Source organism: Neorhizobium sp. DAR64872/K0K18, from assembly GCF_050500175.1.
GTDB classification, from domain to species: Bacteria; Pseudomonadota; Alphaproteobacteria; order Rhizobiales; family Rhizobiaceae; genus Neorhizobium; species Neorhizobium soli.
Map to the genome: position 1 here is coordinate 3,263,832 of NZ_CP191446.1, position 22,099 is coordinate 3,285,930.

General features: G+C 60.5%; 18 protein-coding genes. 8 read left to right on the forward strand and 10 right to left on the reverse strand.

The annotated features are described in order from the left end of the window. The first annotated feature begins 83 nt into the window (after nt 1-83). The gene (locus tag ACQY1P_RS21395) at nt 84-1,253 is read left to right on the forward strand and encodes a M20 aminoacylase family protein (RefSeq protein WP_430255373.1); all 1,170 of its coding nucleotides are present in this window, start codon (nt 84-86) and stop codon (nt 1,251-1,253) included. A 74-nt stretch (nt 1,254-1,327) separates the two neighbouring features. Here the strand turns inward: ACQY1P_RS21395 and ACQY1P_RS21400 are convergent, their stop codons facing one another. The 6 genes from ACQY1P_RS21400 to ACQY1P_RS21425 all read right to left on the reverse strand — a co-directional run bounded on the left by ACQY1P_RS21400 (nt 1,328) and on the right by ACQY1P_RS21425 (nt 7,987). Further along, nucleotides 1,328-1,471, reverse strand: coding sequence for a hypothetical protein (locus tag ACQY1P_RS21400; RefSeq protein ID WP_430255375.1), 144 nt, complete (start codon nt 1,469-1,471; stop codon nt 1,328-1,330). A gap of 166 nt (nt 1,472-1,637) precedes the next feature. Then, nucleotides 1,638-2,612: a threonine ammonia-lyase gene (locus tag ACQY1P_RS21405; RefSeq protein WP_430255377.1), complete on the reverse strand. Its 975-nt coding sequence runs from the start codon at nt 2,610-2,612 to the stop codon at nt 1,638-1,640. Between the two features lie 88 nt (nt 2,613-2,700). After that, the gene (locus ACQY1P_RS21410) at nt 2,701-3,513 is read right to left on the reverse strand and encodes an endonuclease/exonuclease/phosphatase family protein (RefSeq protein ID WP_062462152.1); all 813 of its coding nucleotides are present in this window, start codon (nt 3,511-3,513) and stop codon (nt 2,701-2,703) included. Between the two features lie 25 nt (nt 3,514-3,538). Beyond that, nucleotides 3,539-4,999: a phospholipase D-like domain-containing protein gene (locus ACQY1P_RS21415; protein ID WP_430255379.1), complete on the reverse strand. Its 1,461-nt coding sequence runs from the start codon at nt 4,997-4,999 to the stop codon at nt 3,539-3,541. Nucleotides 5,000-5,071: 72 nt separating this feature from the next. Then, complete coding sequence (locus ACQY1P_RS21420) at nt 5,072-6,427, reverse strand: aminotransferase (protein ID WP_192077890.1); 1,356 nt, start codon at nt 6,425-6,427, stop codon at nt 5,072-5,074. Between the two features lie 126 nt (nt 6,428-6,553). Further along, the gene (locus ACQY1P_RS21425; RefSeq protein WP_430255381.1) at nt 6,554-7,987 is read right to left on the reverse strand and encodes a M20 family metallopeptidase; all 1,434 of its coding nucleotides are present in this window, start codon (nt 7,985-7,987) and stop codon (nt 6,554-6,556) included. A 497-nt stretch (nt 7,988-8,484) separates the two neighbouring features. On the opposite strand from ACQY1P_RS21425, the gene ACQY1P_RS21430 reads away from it, so the two are divergent. The 6 genes from ACQY1P_RS21430 to ACQY1P_RS21455 all read left to right on the forward strand — a co-directional run bounded on the left by ACQY1P_RS21430 (nt 8,485) and on the right by ACQY1P_RS21455 (nt 14,993). Beyond that, nucleotides 8,485-10,080 carry an ABC transporter substrate-binding protein gene (locus tag ACQY1P_RS21430; protein ID WP_062581538.1) on the forward strand — a complete coding sequence of 532 codons (1,596 nt, stop codon included), beginning with the start codon at nt 8,485-8,487 and terminating at the stop codon, nt 10,078-10,080. A gap of 156 nt (nt 10,081-10,236) precedes the next feature. Next, complete coding sequence (locus ACQY1P_RS21435) at nt 10,237-11,241, forward strand: ABC transporter permease subunit (RefSeq protein ID WP_062462141.1); 1,005 nt, start codon at nt 10,237-10,239, stop codon at nt 11,239-11,241. A 29-nt stretch (nt 11,242-11,270) separates the two neighbouring features. Further along, complete coding sequence (locus ACQY1P_RS21440) at nt 11,271-12,188, forward strand: ABC transporter permease subunit (protein WP_062462138.1); 918 nt, start codon at nt 11,271-11,273, stop codon at nt 12,186-12,188. 2 nt (nt 12,189-12,190) lie between these two features. After that, nucleotides 12,191-13,048, forward strand: a complete 858-nt coding sequence (locus ACQY1P_RS21445; RefSeq protein ID WP_113111671.1) for an ABC transporter ATP-binding protein — start codon at nt 12,191-12,193, stop codon at nt 13,046-13,048. A gap of 5 nt (nt 13,049-13,053) precedes the next feature. Next, nucleotides 13,054-13,899: a dipeptide ABC transporter ATP-binding protein gene (locus tag ACQY1P_RS21450; protein ID WP_062462611.1), complete on the forward strand. Its 846-nt coding sequence runs from the start codon at nt 13,054-13,056 to the stop codon at nt 13,897-13,899. Nucleotides 13,900-14,066: 167 nt separating this feature from the next. Next, nucleotides 14,067-14,993, forward strand: a complete 927-nt coding sequence (locus ACQY1P_RS21455; RefSeq protein WP_430255383.1) for a methylenetetrahydrofolate reductase — start codon at nt 14,067-14,069, stop codon at nt 14,991-14,993. Here the strand turns inward: ACQY1P_RS21455 and ACQY1P_RS21460 are convergent. Next, nucleotides 14,960-15,772 (reverse strand): MBL fold metallo-hydrolase, encoded by an 813-nt coding sequence (locus ACQY1P_RS21460; protein WP_430255385.1) that lies wholly within the window; start codon nt 15,770-15,772, stop codon nt 14,960-14,962. The two genes, ACQY1P_RS21455 and ACQY1P_RS21460, sit on opposite strands and share 34 nt — an antisense overlap. A 172-nt stretch (nt 15,773-15,944) precedes the next feature. On the opposite strand from ACQY1P_RS21460, the gene ACQY1P_RS21465 reads away from it, so the two are divergent. Beyond that, the gene (locus tag ACQY1P_RS21465) at nt 15,945-17,024 is read left to right on the forward strand and encodes an acyltransferase family protein (protein WP_430255387.1); all 1,080 of its coding nucleotides are present in this window, start codon (nt 15,945-15,947) and stop codon (nt 17,022-17,024) included. A gap of 41 nt (nt 17,025-17,065) precedes the next feature. Here ACQY1P_RS21465 and ACQY1P_RS21470 read toward each other — a convergent pair whose 3' ends face one another. The 3 genes from ACQY1P_RS21470 to mprF all read right to left on the reverse strand — a co-directional run bounded on the left by ACQY1P_RS21470 (nt 17,066) and on the right by mprF (nt 21,970). Beyond that, nucleotides 17,066-17,719, reverse strand: a complete 654-nt coding sequence (locus ACQY1P_RS21470) for a TerC family protein (protein WP_062462125.1) — start codon at nt 17,717-17,719, stop codon at nt 17,066-17,068. Nucleotides 17,720-18,005: 286 nt separating this feature from the next. After that, nucleotides 18,006-19,394 (reverse strand): virulence factor family protein, encoded by a 1,389-nt coding sequence (locus ACQY1P_RS21475; RefSeq protein ID WP_274598242.1) that lies wholly within the window; start codon nt 19,392-19,394, stop codon nt 18,006-18,008. Beyond that, entirely contained in the window at nt 19,391-21,970 is a 2,580-nt protein-coding gene (mprF, locus tag ACQY1P_RS21480; protein WP_430255389.1) for a bifunctional lysylphosphatidylglycerol flippase/synthetase MprF, read from the reverse strand. Before mprF ends, ACQY1P_RS21475 begins: the two co-directional genes overlap by 4 nt. Nucleotides 21,971-22,099: the final 129 nt, after the last annotated feature.

Below are 22,099 nucleotides of genomic sequence, written 5' to 3' on the forward strand. Positions count from 1 at the left end.
CTGAACGGTGATGGCACTGCTAAACGTGAACGATACGAGTGAGCAGCTTGGACGCGTTTGCAGGCAGATAGGGTGATGGAACGATGACGATCAAGTTTACCAACGACATGAGCGAAGTTGTGGCAACCCGCCACTTTCTGCATCAGCATCCCGAACTTGGCCTCTCAGAATTCACCACTTCGGACTATATCGCGGCAAAGCTTGAGGAATTCGGTTACGCCGTCACCCGCGGCCTCGGCAAGACCGGCATCGTTGCGACCCTGAAGAACGGATCGAGCGATCGGTCGGTCGGCATTCGCGCCGATATCGACGCGCTTCCGATCGAGGAAGAAACCGGCGCGGACTATGCCAGCCTCAACAAGGGCGTCATGCATGCCTGCGGTCACGATGGCCATACCGCCATGCTTCTGGGTGCCGCAAAGATACTCGCACAGCGCAAAAACTTCGACGGCACACTCAATCTGATCTTCCAGCCGGCCGAAGAAAATTTCGGCGGCGCCAGGCTGATGATGGAGGACGGACTGTTCGATCGCTTTCCCTGCGACGCCGTCTTCGGCCTGCACAATGACCCGAGCCTGCCCTTCGGCAAGATCTTCGTCAAAGAAGGGCCTATCATGGCGGCGGTCGACGAATGCCGTATCGTCGTCAACGGCCGCGGCGGCCATGGTGCCGAACCGCAGGATGCCGCAGACCCGATCGTCGCCGGCGCCAGCATCATCATGGCGCTGCAGACTGTCGTTTCTCGCAACATCCATCCACTCGATCCGGCCGTCGTCACGGTCGGCGCATTCAACGCCGGCATCGCCAGCAATGTCATTCCGGAGCGGGCAGAAATGGTTATCACCATCCGGTCCTTCGACCCTGCCGTGCGAGACAAGCTAGAGGAACGGATCCGCGGTGTAGCAGTTGGCCAGGCGGCAAGCTACGGCATGACAGCGACGATCGAATATACCCGCGGCTACGACGCGACCGTCAACCACAAAGCGGAGACGGACTTTGTCAGGGACCTGGCGAAGAAGGTTGTCGGCCCGGAAAACCTTGCCGAAATCGAACGGCCGATGATGGGCGCCGAGGACTTCGGTTATTTCCTTGCAGAGAAGCCAGGCACCTATTTCTTCTTAGGCACCGCAAGAACCAAGAACGATCCCCCGCTCCATCATCCGAAATTCGACTTTAACGACGACGCCTTGCCGATCGGGACGAATTTCTGGGTGGAACTGGCCGAAGCCTATCTGCCGACGACACAGGGCTGAAACAATAAGCCTTCCGATCCGGGCGCGGATCGGAAGGCTTCGTTGCTATTGAAACCTTGAATTTCGGATACGTGTCAGGCGAGAATACCGAGCGTGACTGCCCCGATGAACACGAAGGCGGCAGTCACAAGGCCTGCATATGCTACCCACTGCCACCTGCTGACGACGCCCGCGGCGCGGTGAGGGAATGCCCGAGTATGATGCTGGATCGGCTGCATGCGAACCTCCCGGTTTTGTGTCTCTTCCCATGTAGTTTAGCTTAACTCTACCAAGCTGATAGAGATAACTTTCTCCTGAGCACCACGTTCCTTGGAAAATACTTTTTTCTTAACGCCCCAACGTGCCGGTTAACGGTTTATTATGCCTGCGGCCTAAAACGAGACCTCAGGCGGCAAACCTGTCGAGCGCCAGGCGGAACACGTCCGGGTCGATATTGCCGCCTGAGCAGACCGCAATCACCGTCTCACCAAGGCTCTCGCCATGGAAAAGCGCTGCCGCCAGCGCAACCGCGCCGCCCGGTTCAACGACGATCTTCAGACGGTTGAAGGCAAGCGCCACCGCATGCAGTGCCTCATCGTCCGTCACCACGATGCCGGGGCCGCAGAGACGCGACATGATCGGAAAGGTGATCGCACCTGGCTGCGGCGTGACGATCGCGTCGCAGAGTGAACCCGATTGCGTGGCGTTCTTCTGAATCGTTCCGCTCGCAAGCGAACGGGTCACGTCGTCGAAGCCTTCAGGTTCGCAGGGATGCACGGTAAAGCCCGGTGCACGTGCTTCGAGCGCCAGCGAAATCCCGGAGATGAAACCGCCCCCGCCGGTCGGCACCAGAACACTGGCCTGGGTGATCCCTTCTTCCGAAGCCTGTTCGGCGATTTCCAGACCTGCCGTCCCCTGCCCGGCGATGACAAGCGGTTCGTCGAATGGCTTAATGAGGGTCAGTCCTCTTTCGCTCGACAGCTGCCGGCCGATCTCGTCACGATCCTCCCTGGCGCGATCGTAGAGCACCACTTCGGCGCCGTAGGCCCGCGTGTTTTCAATTTTGATGCGCGGCGCATCGGCGGGCATGATGATGACGGCCGGAATGCCATGCATCCTGGCCGCCAGCGCCACGCCCTGCGCATGGTTCCCGGACGAAAAGGCGATAACGCCCTTCGCGCGAACGTCCGCCGGAAGATACGAAATTGCCGACCACGCGCCACGGAACTTGAACGAGCCGGTCTGCTGCAGGCATTCGGGTTTCACGAAGATGCGCCGCCCGGCGATGTCATCCAGAAATGACGAGGACAGAAGCGGCGTGCGGCGGGCATGGCCGGAAAGACGGCCGCGCGCGGCTTCGATCATAGCAATATCGGTCATCGGGAAATCCTTGGGGACGAACAGGCGAGACCCCGAACCTATTCGCCGATACTGCAGGCGTAAAGATGCCGAGGACCGACAAGTGCCGCTATCCTTCAGCCGTTGAACCGAGTTTCACCACCGTCTTGATCGGAAGATGGTCGGACGCGAGACGCGCAAGCGGCGTGTCATGGGTCACGACCCTCTCGATCAGGCCCGGCCGGTTCGCCATGATGCGATCGAGTGCCAGCACCGGCAGGCGCGACGGAAAGCTTGGAACCGCCGGCGGCAGGCCGAATACGGTAGCGAGTGTGTTGAGCGCCGAGCGGTCACCCAGCCGCCACTCGTTGAGATCGCCCATCAGCACTGTCGGATGCTCGTCGCGGGAGCCGATGATCTCGAGCAGCATGCGCGCCTGCTGCTGACGCGACCGGTTAAGAAGACCAAGATGTGCCGCAATCACGCGAAGTGTGCTGCCATCCTTCATCTCGAGTTCGGTGATCAGCGCCCCGCGCGGCTCCAGCCCCGGCAGTTTGACCTGATGCACGTCGCGGACGAGACCTTCGCGGAAAAAAATCACATTGCCGTGCCAGCCATGCGCCTTGGCGACGCCGGAGATCGGCACCGGAAGCAGCCCCGTTTCACGCTCCATCCAGCCGAGATCGAGCAGGCCGCGACGTTCGCCAAACCGGCTGTCCGCCTCCTGCAGAGCAATCACATCCGCGCCGATTTCGCGGATCACGTGAGCGATACGGGCCGGATCGAACTTGCGGTCGATGCCGACGCATTTATGCACGTTGTAGGAGGCGATCAGCATGCCGCTGTCTCTGTCATGCACGGAATGAACGCCTTCGCCGCGGTTCTTGCGGGCCTTGATCGATGCCAGGATGCTGGCCGGAAGGTTGGGACGTTTCTGATGCATGATATCGCGCTTCGGTCTTGCCGGTTTAAAGATAGGGCGATCCCAACCAAAGAACTTTCTCGATCAGGCGAACGGGAAACGGCCGTGATCTCAGGCTGTGAAGCGTCACCTCGGTCGAAGAGGAAATCATCAAGTCTATCCTTCGTTCCAAAGTTCGCGCAAAAGCCTCGTCCAGCACTTCCAGATCCACCTCGAAATTCAGCCGCAGCGAACGCGGATCGAGATTGGAAGACCCCACATAGGACCAGCGGCTGTCGACGGACAGAAGCTTGGAATGATTGAAGGCGCCGCTTGCCCGCCAGATACGGCAGTAGTTCTTCAGCATCTGGTCGAACTGCGCCGTCATCGCCCGATCGACAAGCGTCAGGTTGTTCGCGCCGGGCACGACGATATCAACCCGCACACCGCGCCTTGCCGCCGTAACCAGCGCGGTAATCAGCTCCCGGTCCGGCAGAAAATAGGGCGACACGATGCGGATCGATGACCGGGCGACGGAAAATGCGCCCATCAGCATCTTGTGGTTGGTCTCGACGCTACGGTCCGGTCCGGTCGAAACGACCCGGGCAATGACCGCCTTGCCGGGTTCCGCCGCGGGCGCGACAAGCTCCCACGCATCATCTTCCAATGTCTCGCCCGTGGTGAACTGCCAGTCGGCTGCGGCAACGGCAAAAAGGTCGGCCACCAATGGCCCGGTAACCTTGAAATGCGTATCGAGCGAAAACCCATCGCCATTGAATTCGCTCGAGAAACTTTCGCGGATGTTGATGCCGCCGGTAAACGCGACGCGGCCATCCACGACCAGGATCTTGCGGTGGGTTCGAAGGTTTGCGTAAGGCAGCCGCAAGCCGACGATGACGTTGCCGTTGAAGACGCTGACCCCGACGCCGCCATCGCGCAGCATGCCGAGTACGCTTGGAACCGAGTAGCGGGCGCCGACCGCATCGATCAGCACACGCACTTCCACACCCCGCTTTACCGCAGCAATCAGGGCCTCGACAAACTGGCGTCCGATCCTGTCCCGATCGAAGATGTAGGTTTCCAGAATGACGCTCTTCTTCGCCTTGCGGATCGCACCCAGCATGGCGGCATAGGCGGCGTCGCCGGTATCCAGCGAAAGAATGGAATTTCCGGATGTGAGGTGATGGGAAGTAACCCGGTCTCCCAGCGTCTTCATCGCGCGGAACCGGTGACCAAAATCCTTGATGATCAGTGCATCTGTCGCGTCGTAGGAGGCAAAATGCGCCCACTCGCGGCCCTGCAGCAGGGCACGGCGATCACTGATGACCGTTCGGCGGATGCGATTGACGCCGGCAAGCATATAGAGCGACGCGCCGATGATGGGCGACAGGACGATGATGCCGACCCAGCCAATCGCCGAGCGCACCTCTTCCTTCGTCATGGCCGCATGGATAGCGGCTGCCGTGCCGGCAACGAGCGAAAAGACGAACAGGATGTGCGGCCAGTAGGTATGGAAGAGGTCAAGCATGAGGCGAATATATGCGCCCCATCGCTTTGGGCAATCGGAGCCGGACAAAGGTTAGCCCGGCTCCTGATGACATCAGGCGTCGAGCTGCTTTTTCAGCACGTCGAGCGACGCTTCGAATGTGTCGAACAGCACGTCCAGCTGTGACTCATTGATGATGAGAGGTGGGCAAAGCGCCAGCGAGTCGCCGATCGCACGGCTGATCAGCCCCTTCTCGACCATGATCGAAAACAGTTTCGGGCCGAGCTGACCGGTGGCAAACCCTTCGCGCGGAGCAAGTTCGAGTGCACCGATGAGACCGATGCCACGCGCTTCGATCGCCAGCGGATGACCTTCGAGTTCCTTCAGGCGCGACTGGAATTTTGGCGCAAGCGCCCGGACGTTTCCGACCAGATCGCGCTCTTCGATGATCGCGATATTCTCAAGCGCAACGGCCGCCGCAACCGGGTGGCCGGCGGCGGTGACGCCGTGTCCGAACGTGCCGATCTTCGCGGATTCGTCCGCGATCGGGGCGTAGACGTTCTCGTTGACGAGAAGCGCCGAGATCGGCTGGTAGGACGAGGAGATCTGCTTCGACAGCGTCATGAAATCCGGCTGCAGATCGAAGGTCTGCGTCCCGAACATGTTGCCGGTGCGGCCAAAGCCGCAAATCACTTCGTCGGCGATGAACAGGATGTCGTATTTCTTGAGGATGGCCTGGATGGCCGGCCAATAACCGGCAGGCGGCACGATCACGCCGCCAGCACCCATCACCGGCTCGCCGATAAAGGCTGCGACGGTTTCGGGGCCTTCGCGCAGGATCAGGTCCTCGAGTTCCTTGGCACACCGTTCGACGAAGGCAGCCTCGCTCTCGCCCTCGAGCTTGAAGGCGCGGTAATGCGGGCAGGATGTGTGGAAGATGCCGGGCAGCGGCAGATCGAACGACCGGTGGTTGTTCGGCAGACCGGTCAGGCTCGCTGAAACGGCGGTCACGCCGTGATAGCCCTTGATCCGGGAGATGATCTTTTTCTTCTCCGGCTTGCCCATGGCGTTCGACCGGTACCAGATCATCTTGATGGCCGTATCGTTGGCTTCCGAGCCCGAATTCGTGAAAAACGCCTTCGACATCGGCACCGGCGCCATCTGCACCAGCTTTTCGGCAAGCTCGATCGACGGGCCGTTCGCCCGCGATGTGAACGTATGGTAATAGGGCAGCTTGCTCATCTGCCGCGTGGCGGCCTCGACCAGCCGGTTTTCACCAAAGCCGACAGCGACGCTCCAGAGGCCGGACATGCCTTCGATATATTTCTTGCCGTTGTTGTCGTAGACGTAGATGCCTTCGCCGCGTTCCATCACCAGCGCACCGTCGCGCTCCAGAGCGCGGGCGTTCGTGTAGGAGTGCATGTGATAAGCCTTGTCGCGGGCTTCCATGGAATTGGGCTGTACCGTCACGAAGGGCCTCCTCTGCACCTGACTGATTTTGGCGTCATTCTTACGGCGAAACGCCGATCTTGGACAGCGCAAAACACTGTCCAAGAACTTCTCCGTTCGAAATAGTTGACACGACGGCTTACATGTTCACTTCACCGTCATTGCGGCGACCGGCGGCTCGGTACCGGCAGGCATCGGGCTGATATAGGCCTGGCCCTTCAGCCGCTTCCTCAGATCCGCCCAGGCGGCCTCGCGCAGCTGCTCGCTTTCCAGCGCCGCAAGACCCGTGGCGGCCATCGCCTTGGCAACGGACACCATGCCCTTGTGAGCAAGCTCGCTCTTGCCTTGCGCGACGACCTGCCATGTATGAAGCTGAGTTCCAATGGCAAGCGTTGCGCCATAGGCCTGCACGGTCGGCACCACCCAGCTGACATCGCCGACATCGGTCGAGCCGCCCATCTGACGAAGCTCGCCATGCGCCGGAAGCACGAAATCCGCCAGCGGAACATCGCGTTCGTCAAGCCGCTCCTGGCGCCAGCTCGCCGCGATATCCTCGGGCGTCAGCGTCGCACGGATCTTGGCCGCAAATTCCTGGTCGGCGGCATCAAAAGGCGGCGGGCCGAGGCTTTCCCAGACATCCTGCATCGCGTCCATCAGCGGTGTGTTGACGACGAGGTTGGAAACGCCGGCAAGGATCGTGCTTTCCACCTTCGTTTCGGTCATCAGCGCCGCACCTTCCGCGACCTTCTTGACCCGCTCGATCAGAGGCAGCAGGCCCGGCAATTCGGGTGCGCGAATGACGTAGCGAACCTTGGCATGCGCCTGGACGACGTTTGGCGAAATGCCGCCGCTGTCGAGAACCGCGTAGTGGATCCGGCAATCGGATGGCATGTGCTCGCGCATATAGTTGACGCCGACACTCATCAACTCGACGGCATCGAGCGCACTGCGGCCAAGTTCCGGAACCGCCGCGGCATGCGCCGCACGCCCGGTAAAGGTAAAATCGACACGGCAGTTGGCAAGCGATGTCTCGCGCTGGACGCCTGCGAAATTGCTGGGGTGCCAGCTGATGGCGATATCGACATCTTCAAACGCGCCGGACTGCACCATGAATGCTTTGGCAGCCCCGCCCTCTTCCGCCGGGCAGCCGTAATAGCGCACGCGTCCCGGCGTTCCGTTGGCTTCGAGCCAATCCTTGAGAGCCGTTGCGGCAAGAAGCGAGGCGGAACCGAGAAGATTATGGCCGCAGCCATGGCCGTTTGCGCCGGCAGTGATCGGATCGTAAGCGGTTTCGCCCGCCTTCTGGCTCAACCCGGCAAGAGCGTCGAACTCCCCGAGAAAGGCAATCACCGGTCCACCTTCCCCAGCCTCGCCGATCAGCGCGGTCGGAATGCCGGCCACGTTATCGCTGATCCGGAACCCTTGAGTTTCCAGCATTTCCCGATGCGCTGCCGCGGACAGGGTTTCCATGTAGCAGGTTTCCGGCGTCTCCCAGACGCGGTCGGACAGCTCCCGGAAAACCTCGGTCTTGCGGTCGATAAGAGTTAAGATGTGGGGAAGATTGGAATTTACGGTCGTCATAATATGCGCCTCGATCAAGCATTCGGTCCTGAAGGCGCCAAACCCTAACCGTTTCCCGCCCAATGACAATGGACCGGCAGCTTAAAAAATAAGCGCGGCTGAAAAAATCAACACGCCGCGCTCGGCAACGCAACGCGTGAAACTTGGTATCTCGACAAGTGCATCATAATCGCTATGCTCGCGCCCGACGTTACAGGAAGACCAAGGATACCGCAGAAGACGATAACAATTTTGCGTAAATAAGGCCGACGCCGTGAGTTCATGCTCATGAAAGCCGAATACTTGGAAATCCGTCGTCAATTCGAGAAAACGTGGGTTGAGTGCCGAAAAGGTATCGGAGATCCGTCGAAGACTGAAGAATACGGTCAGCAAACAAAAGATTTGCGACCAGGAGGTGAGACACACAAGCAGGATTGACGCGCACGTAAGCGTATCATCAAATTCAAAACACGGCCTAGCCTGGCAGTTAGCCGGCTCAAGGTCATTGGGAGACCGATATGAAATACAAGCTCGCCCTTGCCACAGCCCTGCTGTCGGCAACAATTTTCGCAGGCGCTGCGAACGCCAAGACCTTCGTGTATTGCTCCGAAGGCTCGCCAGAAGGCTTCGACCCCGGCATGTACACCGCCGGCACGACGTTCGACGCTTCGGCCCACCCGATCTACAACCGCCTGCTCGAATTCAAGCCTGGCACGACGCAGCCGGAAGCCGGTCTTGCCGAGAGCTGGGACATTTCGTCCGACGGCACCGTCTACACATTCAAGCTGCGCCCGAACGTGAAGTTCCAGACCACGGAATTCTTCACCCCGACGCGCGCGCTGAATGCCGATGACGTGATCTTCTCCATTGGTCGTCAGATCGACGAGAAGAACGCCTGGAACAAGTACATCAACGGCGCTTCCTGGGAATATGCCGACGGCATGGGCTTCCCGAAGCTTATCAAGTCGATCGAAAAGGTCGATGACCTGACCGTGAAGATGACGCTGAACCGTCCGGAAGCACCTTTCCTCGCCAACCTGGCCATGCCTTTCGCTTCGATCCTGTCGAAGGAATACGCAGACAGCCTCGACAAGGACGGCAAGAAGGAACAGCTGAACCAGAACCCGGTCGGCACCGGCCCGTTCACCTTCGTCGCCTACCAGCAGGATGCCATCATCCGCTTCAAGAAGAACGCCGATTACTGGGGCACCGCTCCGAAGATCGACGACCTCGTCTTCGCGATCACCAGCGACGCTGCCGTTCGTTACCAGAAGCTCAAGGCCGGCGAATGCCACCTGATGCCTTTCCCGAACGCCGCTGACGTCCAGTCGATGAAGTCGGACCCGAACCTCCAGGTTCTGGAGCAGGAAGGCCTCAACATCGCCTACCTCGCCTACAACACGACCCAGGCTCCGTTCGACAAGCCGGAAGTGCGCATCGCGCTCAACAAGGCGATCAACAAGAACGCGATCGTCGACGCCGTCTTCCAGGGCATGGCAACGCCTGCGACCAACCCGATCCCGCCGACAATGTGGTCCTACAACAACTCCGTCAAGGACGACACATACGATCTCGAAGCCGCCAAGAAGATGCTGGCCGATGCTGGCGTCAAGGACCTCTCCATGAAGGTCTGGGCGATGCCGGTTTCGCGTCCCTACATGCTGAACGCGCGCCGCGCCGCTGAAATCATCCAGGACGATTTCGCCAAGATCGGCGTCAAGGTCGAGATCGTTTCCTACGAATGGGCAGAATACCTGCAGCGTTCGAAGGCAAAGGACCGCGACGGTGCTGCCATGCTCGGCTGGACCGGCGACAACGGTGATCCGGACAACTTCCTCGATACCCTGCTGGGTTGTGACGCCGTCGGCGGCAACAACCGCGCTCAGTGGTGCAACAAGGAGTTCGACGAACTGGTGAAGAAGGCCAAGGTCACGTCCGACATGGCGGAGCGCACCAAGCTCTATGAGCAGGCGCAGGTCGTCTTCAAGAAGGAAGCACCTTGGGCAACCCTCGATCACTCGCTTGCTATCGTCCCGATGGCAAAGGGTGTGACCGGCTTTACCCAGAGCCCGCTTGGCGACTTTACGTTCGAGACCGTCGATATCGCTGAGTAATCCAGCCTAATCACAACTTTTTGCCGCGGGGAGCGTTGCGTTTCCCGCGGCATTTTCTTATGAGACGCCCAAAAATGCGGCGCGACGCCGAAATGGCTCGGTTCGTGGCTTGACACGGTCTGAAATCGACCGGAGCCCCTTCCACAAAGGCTTACAATGTTTGGTTTGCTACTGCGGCGCCTCGCCGTGCTGATCCCGACCTTCCTCGGGGTCTCGATCATCGCCTTTTCCTTCATCCGGCTCCTGCCGGGCGATCCGGTCATGCTCTTGTCCGGTGAGCGCGTCATGTCGCCCGAGCGGCATGCGCAGATCAGCGCCCAGCTTGGCATGGACCGCCCGATGGTCATCCAGTATTTCGATTATCTCGGCGGCGTGCTGACGGGTGACTTCGGCTCCTCGATCGTCTCCAAGAAGCCGATCCTCGACCAGTTCTGGGCGCTGTTTCCAGCGACCGTCGAGCTGTCCATCTGCGCAATGATCATCGCCGTTGCGCTCGGCATTCCCGCCGGCGTCATCGCCGCCATGAAGCGGGGTTCGATCTTTGACCAGGGCCTGATGGGCATCGCGCTGGTCGGCTATTCGATGCCGATCTTCTGGTGGGGCCTGCTTCTGATCATTCTGTTTTCCGGCACGTTGCAGTGGTTCCCGGTTTCGGGTCGCATCTCGCTTATGTTCTACTTCCCGCAGGTCACCGGCTTCATGCTGATCGACTCGCTGCTGTCCGGGCAAAAGGGTGCCTTCTCCTCGGCCATCAGCCATCTGGCGCTGCCGTCGATCGTGCTTGCCACCATCCCGCTTGCCGTCATCGCCCGCCAGACCCGCTCGGCCATGCTGGAAGTGCTGTCCGAAGACTACGTGCGTACCGCCCGCGCCAAGGGCCTGTCGCCGTTCCGCGTCGTCGGCGTGCATGCGCTGCGCAACGCGATGATCCCGGTCATCACCACCATCGGCCTGCAGATCGGCGTCATGCTTGCGGGCGCGATCCTGACCGAGACGATCTTCTCCTGGCCGGGCATCGGCAAGTGGATGGTCGATAGCGTCTTCCGTCGCGACTACCCGGTCATCCAGGGTGGCCTGCTTCTGATCGCGGCGATCATCATGACGGTCAACCTCATCGTCGACCTCATGTACGGCCTCATCAATCCCCGTATCCGCCACTGATCCGCCGAGATAAGAAGGAGAAAAATCCCATGGCAGATGCAATAACCGCCAAGACGCCAGAGATCGTCACGACCGGGCAGATGCGCCGCCAGATGCTCAAGGAGTTCTGGTTCTACTTTTCCGAAAACCGCGGTGCCGTCATCGGCCTGTTCGTTTTCATCGCTCTCGTCGTCGTAGCCGTCCTCGCTCCGGTGATTGCCCCGCATTCACCGTTCGAACAGTATCGTGACGCCGTGCTGCGGCCGCCGGTATGGGCCGAAGGCGGCAGCTGGAGCTTTCTTCTCGGAACAGACCCTGTCGGTCGCGACATTCTTTCGCGCCTGATCTACGGCGCACAGTATTCGCTGTTCATCGGCTTGTTCGTGACGACGCTGTCGCTGCTCGGCGGCATTCTCGTCGGCCTGATCGCGGGCTACTATCGCGGCTGGATCGATACGGTGATCATGCGCCTAATGGACATCATCCTGGCGTTTCCGTCGCTGCTTCTGGCGCTGGTTCTGGTCGCAATCCTGGGGCCCAGCCTCACCAACGGCATGATCGCCATCGCGCTCACCCTGCAGCCGCATTTCGTGCGACTGACCCGCGCCGCCGTCATGGAAGAGAAGACGAAGGATTACGTCACCGCTGCCCGCATCGCCGGCGCCGGTCCGATCCGTTTGATGTTCCGCACCATCCTGCCGAACTGCACCGGACCGCTCATCGTCCAGGCGACTTTGTCCTTCTCGAACGCGATCCTCGATGCAGCGGCGCTGGGCTTCCTCGGCATGGGCGCACAGCCGCCGGCGCCCGAATGGGGCACGATGCTGGCCGAAGCACGCGAGTTCATCCTGCGCGCCTGGTGGGTCGTCACCTTCCCCGGCCTTGCAATTCTCATCACCGTTCTTGCCATCAACCTGATGGGCGACGGCCTGCGCGATGCGCTTGACCCGAAACTGAAGAGGTCCTGATCATGGCGCTTCTGCAAATCGACAATCTCACCGTTGAGTTCGAAACCGCGACCGGCTGGTTCCGGGCCGTCGACGGCGTCTCGATCACGGTCGAAAAGGGCGAAGTGCTCGCCATCGTCGGCGAAAGCGGCTCCGGCAAGTCCGTTTCGATGCTGGCCGTCATGGGGCTTCTGCCGTGGACGGCGAAGATCACCGCCGACCGCATGCTGTTTGAAGGCAAGGACTTCCAGAAACTGAGCCCTGCCGATCGTCGCAAGCTGATCGGCAAGGATATCGCGATGATCTTCCAGGAGCCGGTGGCAAGCCTCAACCCTTGCTTCACGGTCGGCTTCCAGATCGAGGAAGTGCTGCGCATCCACCTCGGCCTCGACAGACAAGCCCGCCGCGCCCGCGCCATCGAACTGTTCAAGCTGGTCGGCTTGCCGGACCCCGCGGAACGGCTGAACAGCTTTCCGCACCAGATGTCGGGCGGCCAGTGCCAGCGCGTGATGATCGCCATCGCGATCGCCTGCGACCCGAAGCTGTTGATCGCCGACGAACCGACGACAGCACTCGACGTCACCATCCAGAAGCAGATCCTCGACCTGATCATGGACCTGCAGACCCGCACCGGCATGGGCCTGATCATGATCACCCATGACATGGGTGTGGTTGCCGAAACCGCCGACCGGGTCGTGGTGCAGTACAAGGGCCGCAAGATGGAGGAAGCCGATGTGCTTTCGCTGTTTGAAAACCCGCAGAGCAACTATACCAAGGCGCTTCTCGCAGCCCTGCCGGAAAACGCGACGGGTGACCGACTGACCACCGTCTCCGCCTTCTTCGACGGCAATCCGGACCAGGTTTCGGGAGTGAATGCATGACCGATATGACCAACACCGACATCATGCTGGAAGTGCGCGACATCAAGCGCGACTACGAACTGCCGGCTGGCTTCATGAAGCCGAAAAAGACCGTCCATGCGGTCAAGGGCGTCTCCTTCAAGCTGGAACGCGGCAAGACGCTGGCAATCGTCGGCGAAAGCGGCTGCGGCAAGTCCACGCTTGCCCGCATGATCACCTTCATCGACGAACCGACGGCCGGCGAACTGATCATCGACGGCCAGAAAATGGATACGCGTCCGGGCCACCTGACATCAGAAATGCGCCAGAAGGTGCAGATCGTGTTCCAGAACCCCTATGGTTCGCTCAACCCGCGCCAGAAGATCGGCGACGTTCTGGGCGAACCGCTGGCGATCAACACGTCGATGCCGGCATCCGAGCGGCGTGACCGCGCAACCGAGATGCTGATCAAGGTCGGCCTCGGTCCGGAACATTACAACCGCTATCCGCACATGTTCTCCGGCGGCCAGCGCCAGCGCATCGCGATCGCCCGTGCGCTGATGATGAACCCGAAGCTTCTCGTGCTCGACGAACCCGTCTCGGCGCTCGATCTTTCGGTTCAGGCACAGGTTCTGAACCTGCTTGCCGACCTGCAGGACGAGTTCAACCTGACCTACGTCTTCATCAGCCACGACCTTTCCGTCGTGCGCTACATCGCCGACGAGGTGATGGTGATGTATTTCGGCGAGGCGGTCGAATACGGAACGCGCGAAGAGGTGTTCTCCGCGCCGAAGCACGAATACACCCAGACCCTGTTCAAGGCGACGCCGCGCGCCGATGTCGAATCGATCCGCGCTCGTATTGCTAAGAAGAAGGCTGCCTCGGCCGCTTGAACGCCTAAGATGCACTGATAATGCCGGCAGCTGTCGGCATTATCACGGAATTGAGCTTGAAGTTGACGCAGAGAGAAATCTCTCGCATCAGAAGTCATGCAAGAAGAAACCTCTGTCAGCTCGCCGGAAAGCGGCGAGCGTCATTGTGGCAGGGTGGGAGTAGCGGCATGGCATTGTTGAACTTGTTCAGAGGCAGGCAGCAGGACAAAGCGCCGGAGCCCGCCTCGCTCAAGTCCCTGGTCGAGGGATACTCGATCGAGGTGATGCCGCGCACCGCGGCCAAGATCGACGACTTCACGACGCTGCTGCCCGCAAACACTCGGGTCTATATCGCCCATATCGACGGCACACCAATCGACGATATGGTGAAGACGGCCAAACGGCTGCGTGAAGATGGCTTCGAGGTCATGCCGCACATTCCGGCCCGCAGCATCGAGAGCCGCGCCATGCTCGACGACTGGGTAAGCAGATATCACAACGAGGCAGGTGTGGACCAGGCGCTCGTCCTCGGCGGCGGTCTGTCGCGTCCTGCTGGCGCTCTCAACAGTTCGCTGCAGCTGATCGAGACCGGCATCTTTGACCGTCACGGCTTCAAGCGCCTGCATGTCGCCGGCCATCCCGAAGGCAACAGGGATATCGACCTCGACGGCACGACCAAGCTCGTCGACGAAGCCTTGAAGTTCAAGCAGATCTATTCCGAAAGCACCGACGCGAAGCTTGCCATCGTCACCCAGTTCGCCTTCGATTCGCGGCCGGTGATCCTGTGGGCGGAGCGCATCGCCGCAACCGGCGTCCGCATGCCGATCCATCTCGGCGTCGCGGGACCGACAAAGCTTCAGACGCTGATCAAATTCGCCCTCACCTGTGGTGTCGGCCCGTCGATCAGCGTCATCCAGAAGCGGGCCATGGACATCTCCAAACTCCTGGTGCCCTACGAGCCGACCGAATTCCTGACTGAAATCGCCGACTACAAGGCCCGCAACCCGCAAAGCTTGATCGAGCAGATCCACGTCTTCCCGCTGGGTGGTATCAGAGCCAGCGCGGAATGGATGAACGAGCGTCAACCTGCGCCGGGCGATATCCGCGCGATATAGGCTTCAGCCGAGCGCGCGACGATCGCCTGGCCATCCCGGCGAATATTCTGGTTGGCGAAGGCTCCGTAGATCCGCTCGAACGGCCAAGCCGCCAGCCGTTCCGCGACATCCGCCACCTCAGCTCCGCTGAGCGGCATCATGTTGGGATAGCTCCACATGAAGGAAACCCGGTCTGCCCCCGGCGTCACCTGCACGATATCGCCGGCAAGCAGCACGCCTGCTCCATCCGGGGCTGTCCAGTGCATCACGGTGCCGCCAGCAAAATGACCGCCGGCATGAACGAGCGTGGCCGATGAGGAAAGCACCAGCGCATCCTCATCCCACAGCCGGACGTGATCGGACGGACGCTGGATCCACTGACTGTCTTGGGCGTGGATGTAGATCGGGCAATCGAAGGCCTCGGCCCAATCTTGCATGGTTGAGTAATAGTGCGGATGGGAGATCGCGATGGCGCTCAACCCGCCCAGCGATTTGACCAGCGTCTTCGTCGCGTCGTCGAGGAGCGCGATACAATCCCAGAGAATGTTTCCGGACGGTGTCTGCACCAGAAGCGCCCGCTGGCCGATAGCAAACGCGGGAACGGTACGGATGGAAAGGAGGCCAGGCTCGAGTTCGAGCCAGCTATTGGCATGCCCCTGCGCAAGCTTTTCAGCGGAAACCCACGCCTGGCCGGAAGCCGGGACATATTGCCGGTCGTCGAGGCAGATCGGGCAAGATGCGGGTGGTTCGGCACGATCGGGATAGGATGTGCTACAGGCATTGCAAAGAAAAACCGTCATGAGCCCCCCGCTCCGGATAACCGCGATCAATCGGTTATAGACGAGAACGGACTTCCCGATAGAGGCTGGGACCCACATTCCGGTAAAGCGGCAAGAGCAGCCGGCCTCATTCACGCTTTCCCAACGCGGCCGCGATACGCTGTAGCGATGTTGCGGTTGCCGGGAGGCTGTGATGACGGAAGCAAAGCCTGTGCGGCTCTTGAACCTCGATCTGCTCCGGCTGGTCTCGGCCCTGCTCGTCCTGTTCTTCCACTACGGTTTTCGCATGCAGATCACTGGCGAAGGCGCCGGGATCGGCTTTCCGGAGCTCGCGCCGATAGCCAAGTGGTTCGATATCGGCCTGCTGATCTTCTTTGCCATCTCCGGCTACGTCATCATGATGTCGGCAGAAGGTCGATCGGCCTTTGATTTTGCCGCTGGACGGTTTGCAAGGCTCTGGCCGACATTCGTCGTCTGCGCCACCATCACCGCAGTCGTCCTGTCGATCTGGCCGGTCCCGGCGCTCAGTGCCCCGACGATGCAGCAATGGCTGGCCCATCTCGTGATCCTGTCGCGCGTATTCGGCCAACCCTTCCTCGACGGAGCGTACTGGACGATCGCCTACGAAATCATCTTCTACGGCTGGATCTTCGTGGCTCTCGCGACAGGCCTGTTGAAGTCGCACTGGCGTCTCATCGTCACGGTCTGGCTTGCCATTTCGGTGCTGAACGAGACAGCGCTGCAAAGCGTCGTGCTGCAGAAACTGCTGATCACCCAGTATTCAGGCTATTTTGCCTTCGGATTGGCGCTGTTTCGGACGCGACTGGAAAACTCCCGGGCAAGCTTTGCAGTGCTCAGCCTCGCAGCCGGCTGGGCCATTGCTGCACCGTTCATAACGGAGCCGGAATTCATTTCCCTGTACGGTTTCGGGAGAAATACCGCGGGCCTGGCCGCGATGGGGCCGCTGGCGCTTGCGGCCGTGACGATCGCGATCTACGCGCCGACACTGCCGATCAAGAGAGGGCTCGCGATCTCGCTCGGCGGGCTGACCTATCCGCTTTACCTTCTGCATCAGAATATCGGCTATGCCGCCTTTGCCAATTTCGGCACGTCGGACAATCGCTTCGCCATTCTGGCTTTGTTGATTGGGGGATTGTTGGCTGTCGCGATGATCATCGCAAGAACAGTTGAGCCTGCCGCGAGACGGGCGATCATTGGGCTTTCAAAGCCCGTTCAGGCCAGCCTGACGCGACTGCGCGCCCGCTTTGCCTGAGGGACCCCGCGGCGGAAAAACCGCCGCAGGGTCTTGTGCACTCAGCCGTTGATGTAAGGCATGACTTCCAGAACGCCGCGGTAGATCATCTCCAGCGAAACGTAGAGGATGACGACCAGACCGACATAGGCAATCCAGCGATGCTTGTTGAGCAGGCGGGCGATGAAGCTTGCCGCGATACCCATCAAGGCGATCGAAAGAATGAGGCCGAAGATCAGCACTTCGGGATGTTCGTGTGCGGCACCGGCAACGGCCAGAACGTTGTCGAGCGACATGGAAACGTCGGCGATGACGATCTGCCAGGCAGCCTGGGCGAAGGTCTTGCGTGGCGCACCGCTGACGGACGCGTTCTCGCCTTCCTCGACGGCCTTCGAGACGACATTTTCGGCATCGTCCTCATGGCTGTGCGGGGTGCGCAGCTCGCGCCACATCTTCCAGCAGACCCACAGAAGCAGGACACCACCGGCAAGAAGCAGGCCGACGATCTGCAGAAGCTGGGTCGTGGCAAGCGCAAAGCCGATACGCAGCACGGTGGCGGCAATGATACCGATCAGGATCGCCTTGGCGCGCTGGTCCTTGGGCAGGCCGGCAGCGGCCAGGCCGATGACGATTGCGTTGTCACCCGCCAGGACAAGGTCGATCATGATTACTTGCGCGAGGGCGGACAGTGCCTCCGGCGTAAAGAATTCCATCATTTGGTACCCGATCTTTCAATACGGAGCACCCATGTCGTGGAGAGGGGCGACGAATTACCGGCGGAACTACACCGCTATCCATTCGATTGCCGTCAAGGTCGACTGACGACCCCCACAAACACCAGGCACCTGAAGTTGAACAATCCAGTCCGACATCACAGTTCATTCGAACTGCCAGAGGGGCCCGGTCCTGGTGCGCTGAGATTTATCTTGGGAGCCGCAGAAATCAAGCCCCAACTCACGAACCAGCTCACGGGAGTGTGATTTCTTCGCGGGAAAACGGCTTCTACTTGGTCAGCCGCTTGTGGAGGCTCTCAAGAATGAGCTTTCCAAGCCCCTCGTAATCTTCATCGAAATGGTGTCCGCCTTCGATGCCGACCGTCTCGATACCCTGCGGTTTCAGCGTCGGGCAAGGATCGTCGTCTTCGTCGGTACCATAAAGGCACTGCACGACATGCGGATCGATCTTGGCGATATCGGAAATGCTGTCGCCGTTCTTGCCCTCACCGGCAACACCAAGCCAACCGGTAACGGAAATCTCGAAATCGACCTCTTTCGACAGCGCCAGCAGCGAAATCTGTTTCACCCTCGCTTTGGTCGCAGCCGGCAGGACGTTGAAGGTCGCCGGCAGGATGTCGGCTCCGAATGAATAGCCGATCAGCACCACGTTTTTCACGTTCCACTGGCGCCGGTACGTGTCGATGATCTTGACGAGATCATCCGCCGTTTCCTGCGGCGTGCGTTCCTTCCAGAAATACCGCAGCGAATCCACCCCGACCACAGGCACACCCTGGGCCTGCAGATAACCGCCGAGCTCGCTGTCGATATCACGCCATCCGCCATCGCCGGAATAGACAACCGCCATCGTGTCGAGTGTCGGTTTCGTGTCCAGGACCGTTACTGGCAGATCGAGTTGATCGCTATTGCCGTCACCTTCAATCGCCGTGTCGAGGAGATCTGCGAGCGCTTCAGTTGCAGGCCCGGATACGTCCTTGAGCTCAAGATCCGGCCAACCGGCCTTGAGGCTGGTGGCGTGGTCCTTGCCGGCGGCATCGGCCGCATCGGTCAAGCCGATCGTCACGTCGGCCGGCAGCTTTCCATCGGTAAAGCCGTAGATCGTCCGGTCTCCGGCCTTTTCCTTGGTCGCGGGGGTGCAGAGAACCTTTTCGAGCGGAATGCCGGCCGTCGGATCGACTGCGATGGCTTTCGAGACTGTCGCAAACGGGCTCTGCGCGATCATGCCGAGCGCAAGTGCTGCGCCATCCCCGATTCCGGCAATGATCGGATGCCGGTAACTGGCATTGCCGATCCGGCGCTGCACCTGCTGCGACAGGTCTTCGATATCGGAGACCATGTAGATACAATCGCCGTCATCCTTGGCGAGCGACGCAATGTAGGAGGGATAATCGATACCGACCACCGCCGCCCCCTGATCGACAAGCGCCTTGGCTTGGCTTTCTTCCTCGGCACCCCAGCCTGCGCCCTTCGAGATCAGGAAGACCATCGCCTTCAGATCCTTGTCGGCGGGCAGAGTGATATGCGGCGAGACGATCATGCCGGTCTTGTAGTCATCCGTCTGCGAACCGGTTTGCTCGGAAGCAGGCTGCTGAGCGGAGGCGAAACCGGCACCGGCCAGCAGAATGCCGACGGCGAGAATTCGGGACAGCATCATCATTTTCCGACCACTCCTCTCAAGCCCCCGCCAATCAGCAGCGTCGCATCGACCATCGCAATGGCAGGACTGACGCTTGCCACCGCCAGATAGCGGGGTTCCCAGTGCGGGTGAAACTTGGTTTTGAATGCCTTCAGGCCTTTGAAATTGTAGAAGCGCTCGCCGTGTTCGAAGATCACGCTGCCGATCCGGTCCCAGACAGGGGCGGCTTCCCTCTGTGCCATGCCGGAAAGCGGCGCCATGCCGAGGTTGAAGGTCCGGTAGCTGGCGGCCTGCAGATATTCCATGCAGCGGACGAACAGGAAATCCATCGAGCCTCTGGGCGCATCCGGCGCAAACCGCATCAGGTCGACGGTTGCCTCCTGCTTCGTTTCGGTCAGCGACAGCGTCGCAAAGGCAACGATCTTTCCCTGCGTGCGCAGCACGGCAACCGGCTGGGATGCGACATAGGCATCCTGGAAGGCGCCAAGCGAAAACGTCTTTTCGCGTGTTTCATGGGCTGCGAGCCAGGTATCGGACACCCGGCGCAGATCCTCGATCGAGCCCATCACATCCGCCTGCTCGATGACGTCGAATTCGAGCCCCTCGCGAAGCCCCTTGTTGACGGCCTGACGCAGACCCGCAAGACGACTTCCCTTGAGATCGAAGCGCTCCAGATCGACGATCGCCAGTTCTCCGAGCTTGACGGCCCGCATGCCAGCATCGGCGCAGTAAGGCAGAAGTGCCGGCGAAATCTGGTAGAACACGGCCCGTCCGCCCTGAGCCCTCGCTTCTTCCACGAAGCTCCAGACCAGTTCGGGGATTTCCTCCGCCGGGCCGACCGGATCGAACAAGGCAATCCAGGAACGCCCCTGGATGCCGTACATGATGAAGGCCCTGCCGTTTGTGGAAAACATCAACCGCTTGTCGGCCATGCGCACGACATTCGCATCGGCGACGTCCTGCTGACGGACGATCGAGATCGCCCGCTCCAGTTCCTCCGGCGTGGATTGCGCCGTGCGGGTCGCAGCCGGCCGAAGCAGGCTGGCAATCGCAATCGTGCCGGCAACGATGGCCACACCCAGGATCGCACGAAGCCCGCGCGGCGCTTCTGCCGAAAACTCGAACTGCCACCAGAGCTCGCGGCTGTAATCCACCTCGCGATAGACGAACAGAAGAACTGTTATCGCTGCCGCCACCAGCACCAGCATCGCCACGACCCACGCAGGCGTCAGCACCTGCCGGAGGAGTGACGCCGGACGGGTGAACTGCCGGGCGCTGAGCAACAGGCCGGCGAGCAGAATGACCAGAAAGATCGCTTCAAACACCGCGACCGCACGCACGAAGGCGAGCAGCAAAGCCAGCGCGGAACAAGCCGTTGCCGTCCACCACGCCCCGTCGAGCCTCTGGCTCACACCGCGGGCCGAAGCAAAAAGAACGATGCCGAGAATGCTGGACAGAAAATGCGCACCTTCGACGACCGGCAGCGGCAGATAGTTATAGAGGAAATCCAGATCCGAATCCGGCGTCGGTGTAACGCCCGAAAACACCAGCATGGCACCAGCGATCATCGCGAATGCGGCAAGCAGCAGGGGCGCCAGACGGAATTCCAGCTTGCGCAGCGTCGAGGCGACCGGATGGTTGGAAAGCTGCTGCACCTCCATACCGATCACGAACAGCGTCGCGACCAGAAGCGGCAGCACGTGATAGATGACCCGGTAGAGAACAAGGCTGCCGAGAACCTGATCGATATCGACAGTGCTTCCGAGCGCCGCAACGATGATCGTCTCGAACACGCCCAGCCCCGCCGGAACGTGGCTGAGAACGCCGGCACCGACAGCTGTGGCATAGATCGCCAGGAACGACGGCCAGCCGATATCCGTCTGCGGCAGAAGCACGTAAAGAACCGACGCCGAGGCTGCGATATCGAGCGCCGTGATCAGGAACTGTTGCGACGAGGTTTTCGTATCGGGAAGCCGCAGCTTCAGCCTGCCCAACGCCACTTCGCGGCCATTCCAGCCGGCAACGACAAGCACTGAGAGCACCACGATGATCGCAACCGCAATGCCGCGCACCCAACCCTCGCCGATGCCGAGCAGGCTGCCGATCCGAGGCGCCGTGACAAGCGATGCGATCGCAGTCACCCCAAGCAGGCCGATCCCGAAGGCGAGCGTGACAAAGGCGATCACGCGGCCGATGTCGTCGGGGCTGAGGCCCAGCCGCGAGTAACCGCGGAATCGGATCGCGCCGCCGCTCAAGGCACCGAAACCGGCTGTGTTGCCAACCGCATAGGCGCTGAACGCGGTCATCGCGACCGGCACCGGTGGCAGCTTCTTGCCGATATAGGAGAGTGCGTTGAGGTCGTAACCGGTCAGCGCAACGAAACTCAGCGCGGTGAAGAAGATCGCGAGAAGGATGGACGATGCCTTCGTGGCAGCAAGCGCTGCAAGCACGTCGTCATAACTGACTTCGGTCGTCAGATCGTAGATCGCAAACGTCGTGAAGCCGAAGACCACGAGGATGATGAAGGGAACGAGATAGCCGCGATAGTTTTCAAACGTCTCGCGGAGGCCGGTCTTCTGCTGATCTGTGGACATCATTGGTCATGCCGGTTGTTGAAGCATTGCCGGGGATTTCTCCCCGAACGAGCCGGGCAGCTAAGGCGACCCGATCGCGGCAATAGTATGTCTGTGTTGCCGCTCTCATTACGTAGGCGCTCGCCTACTTTC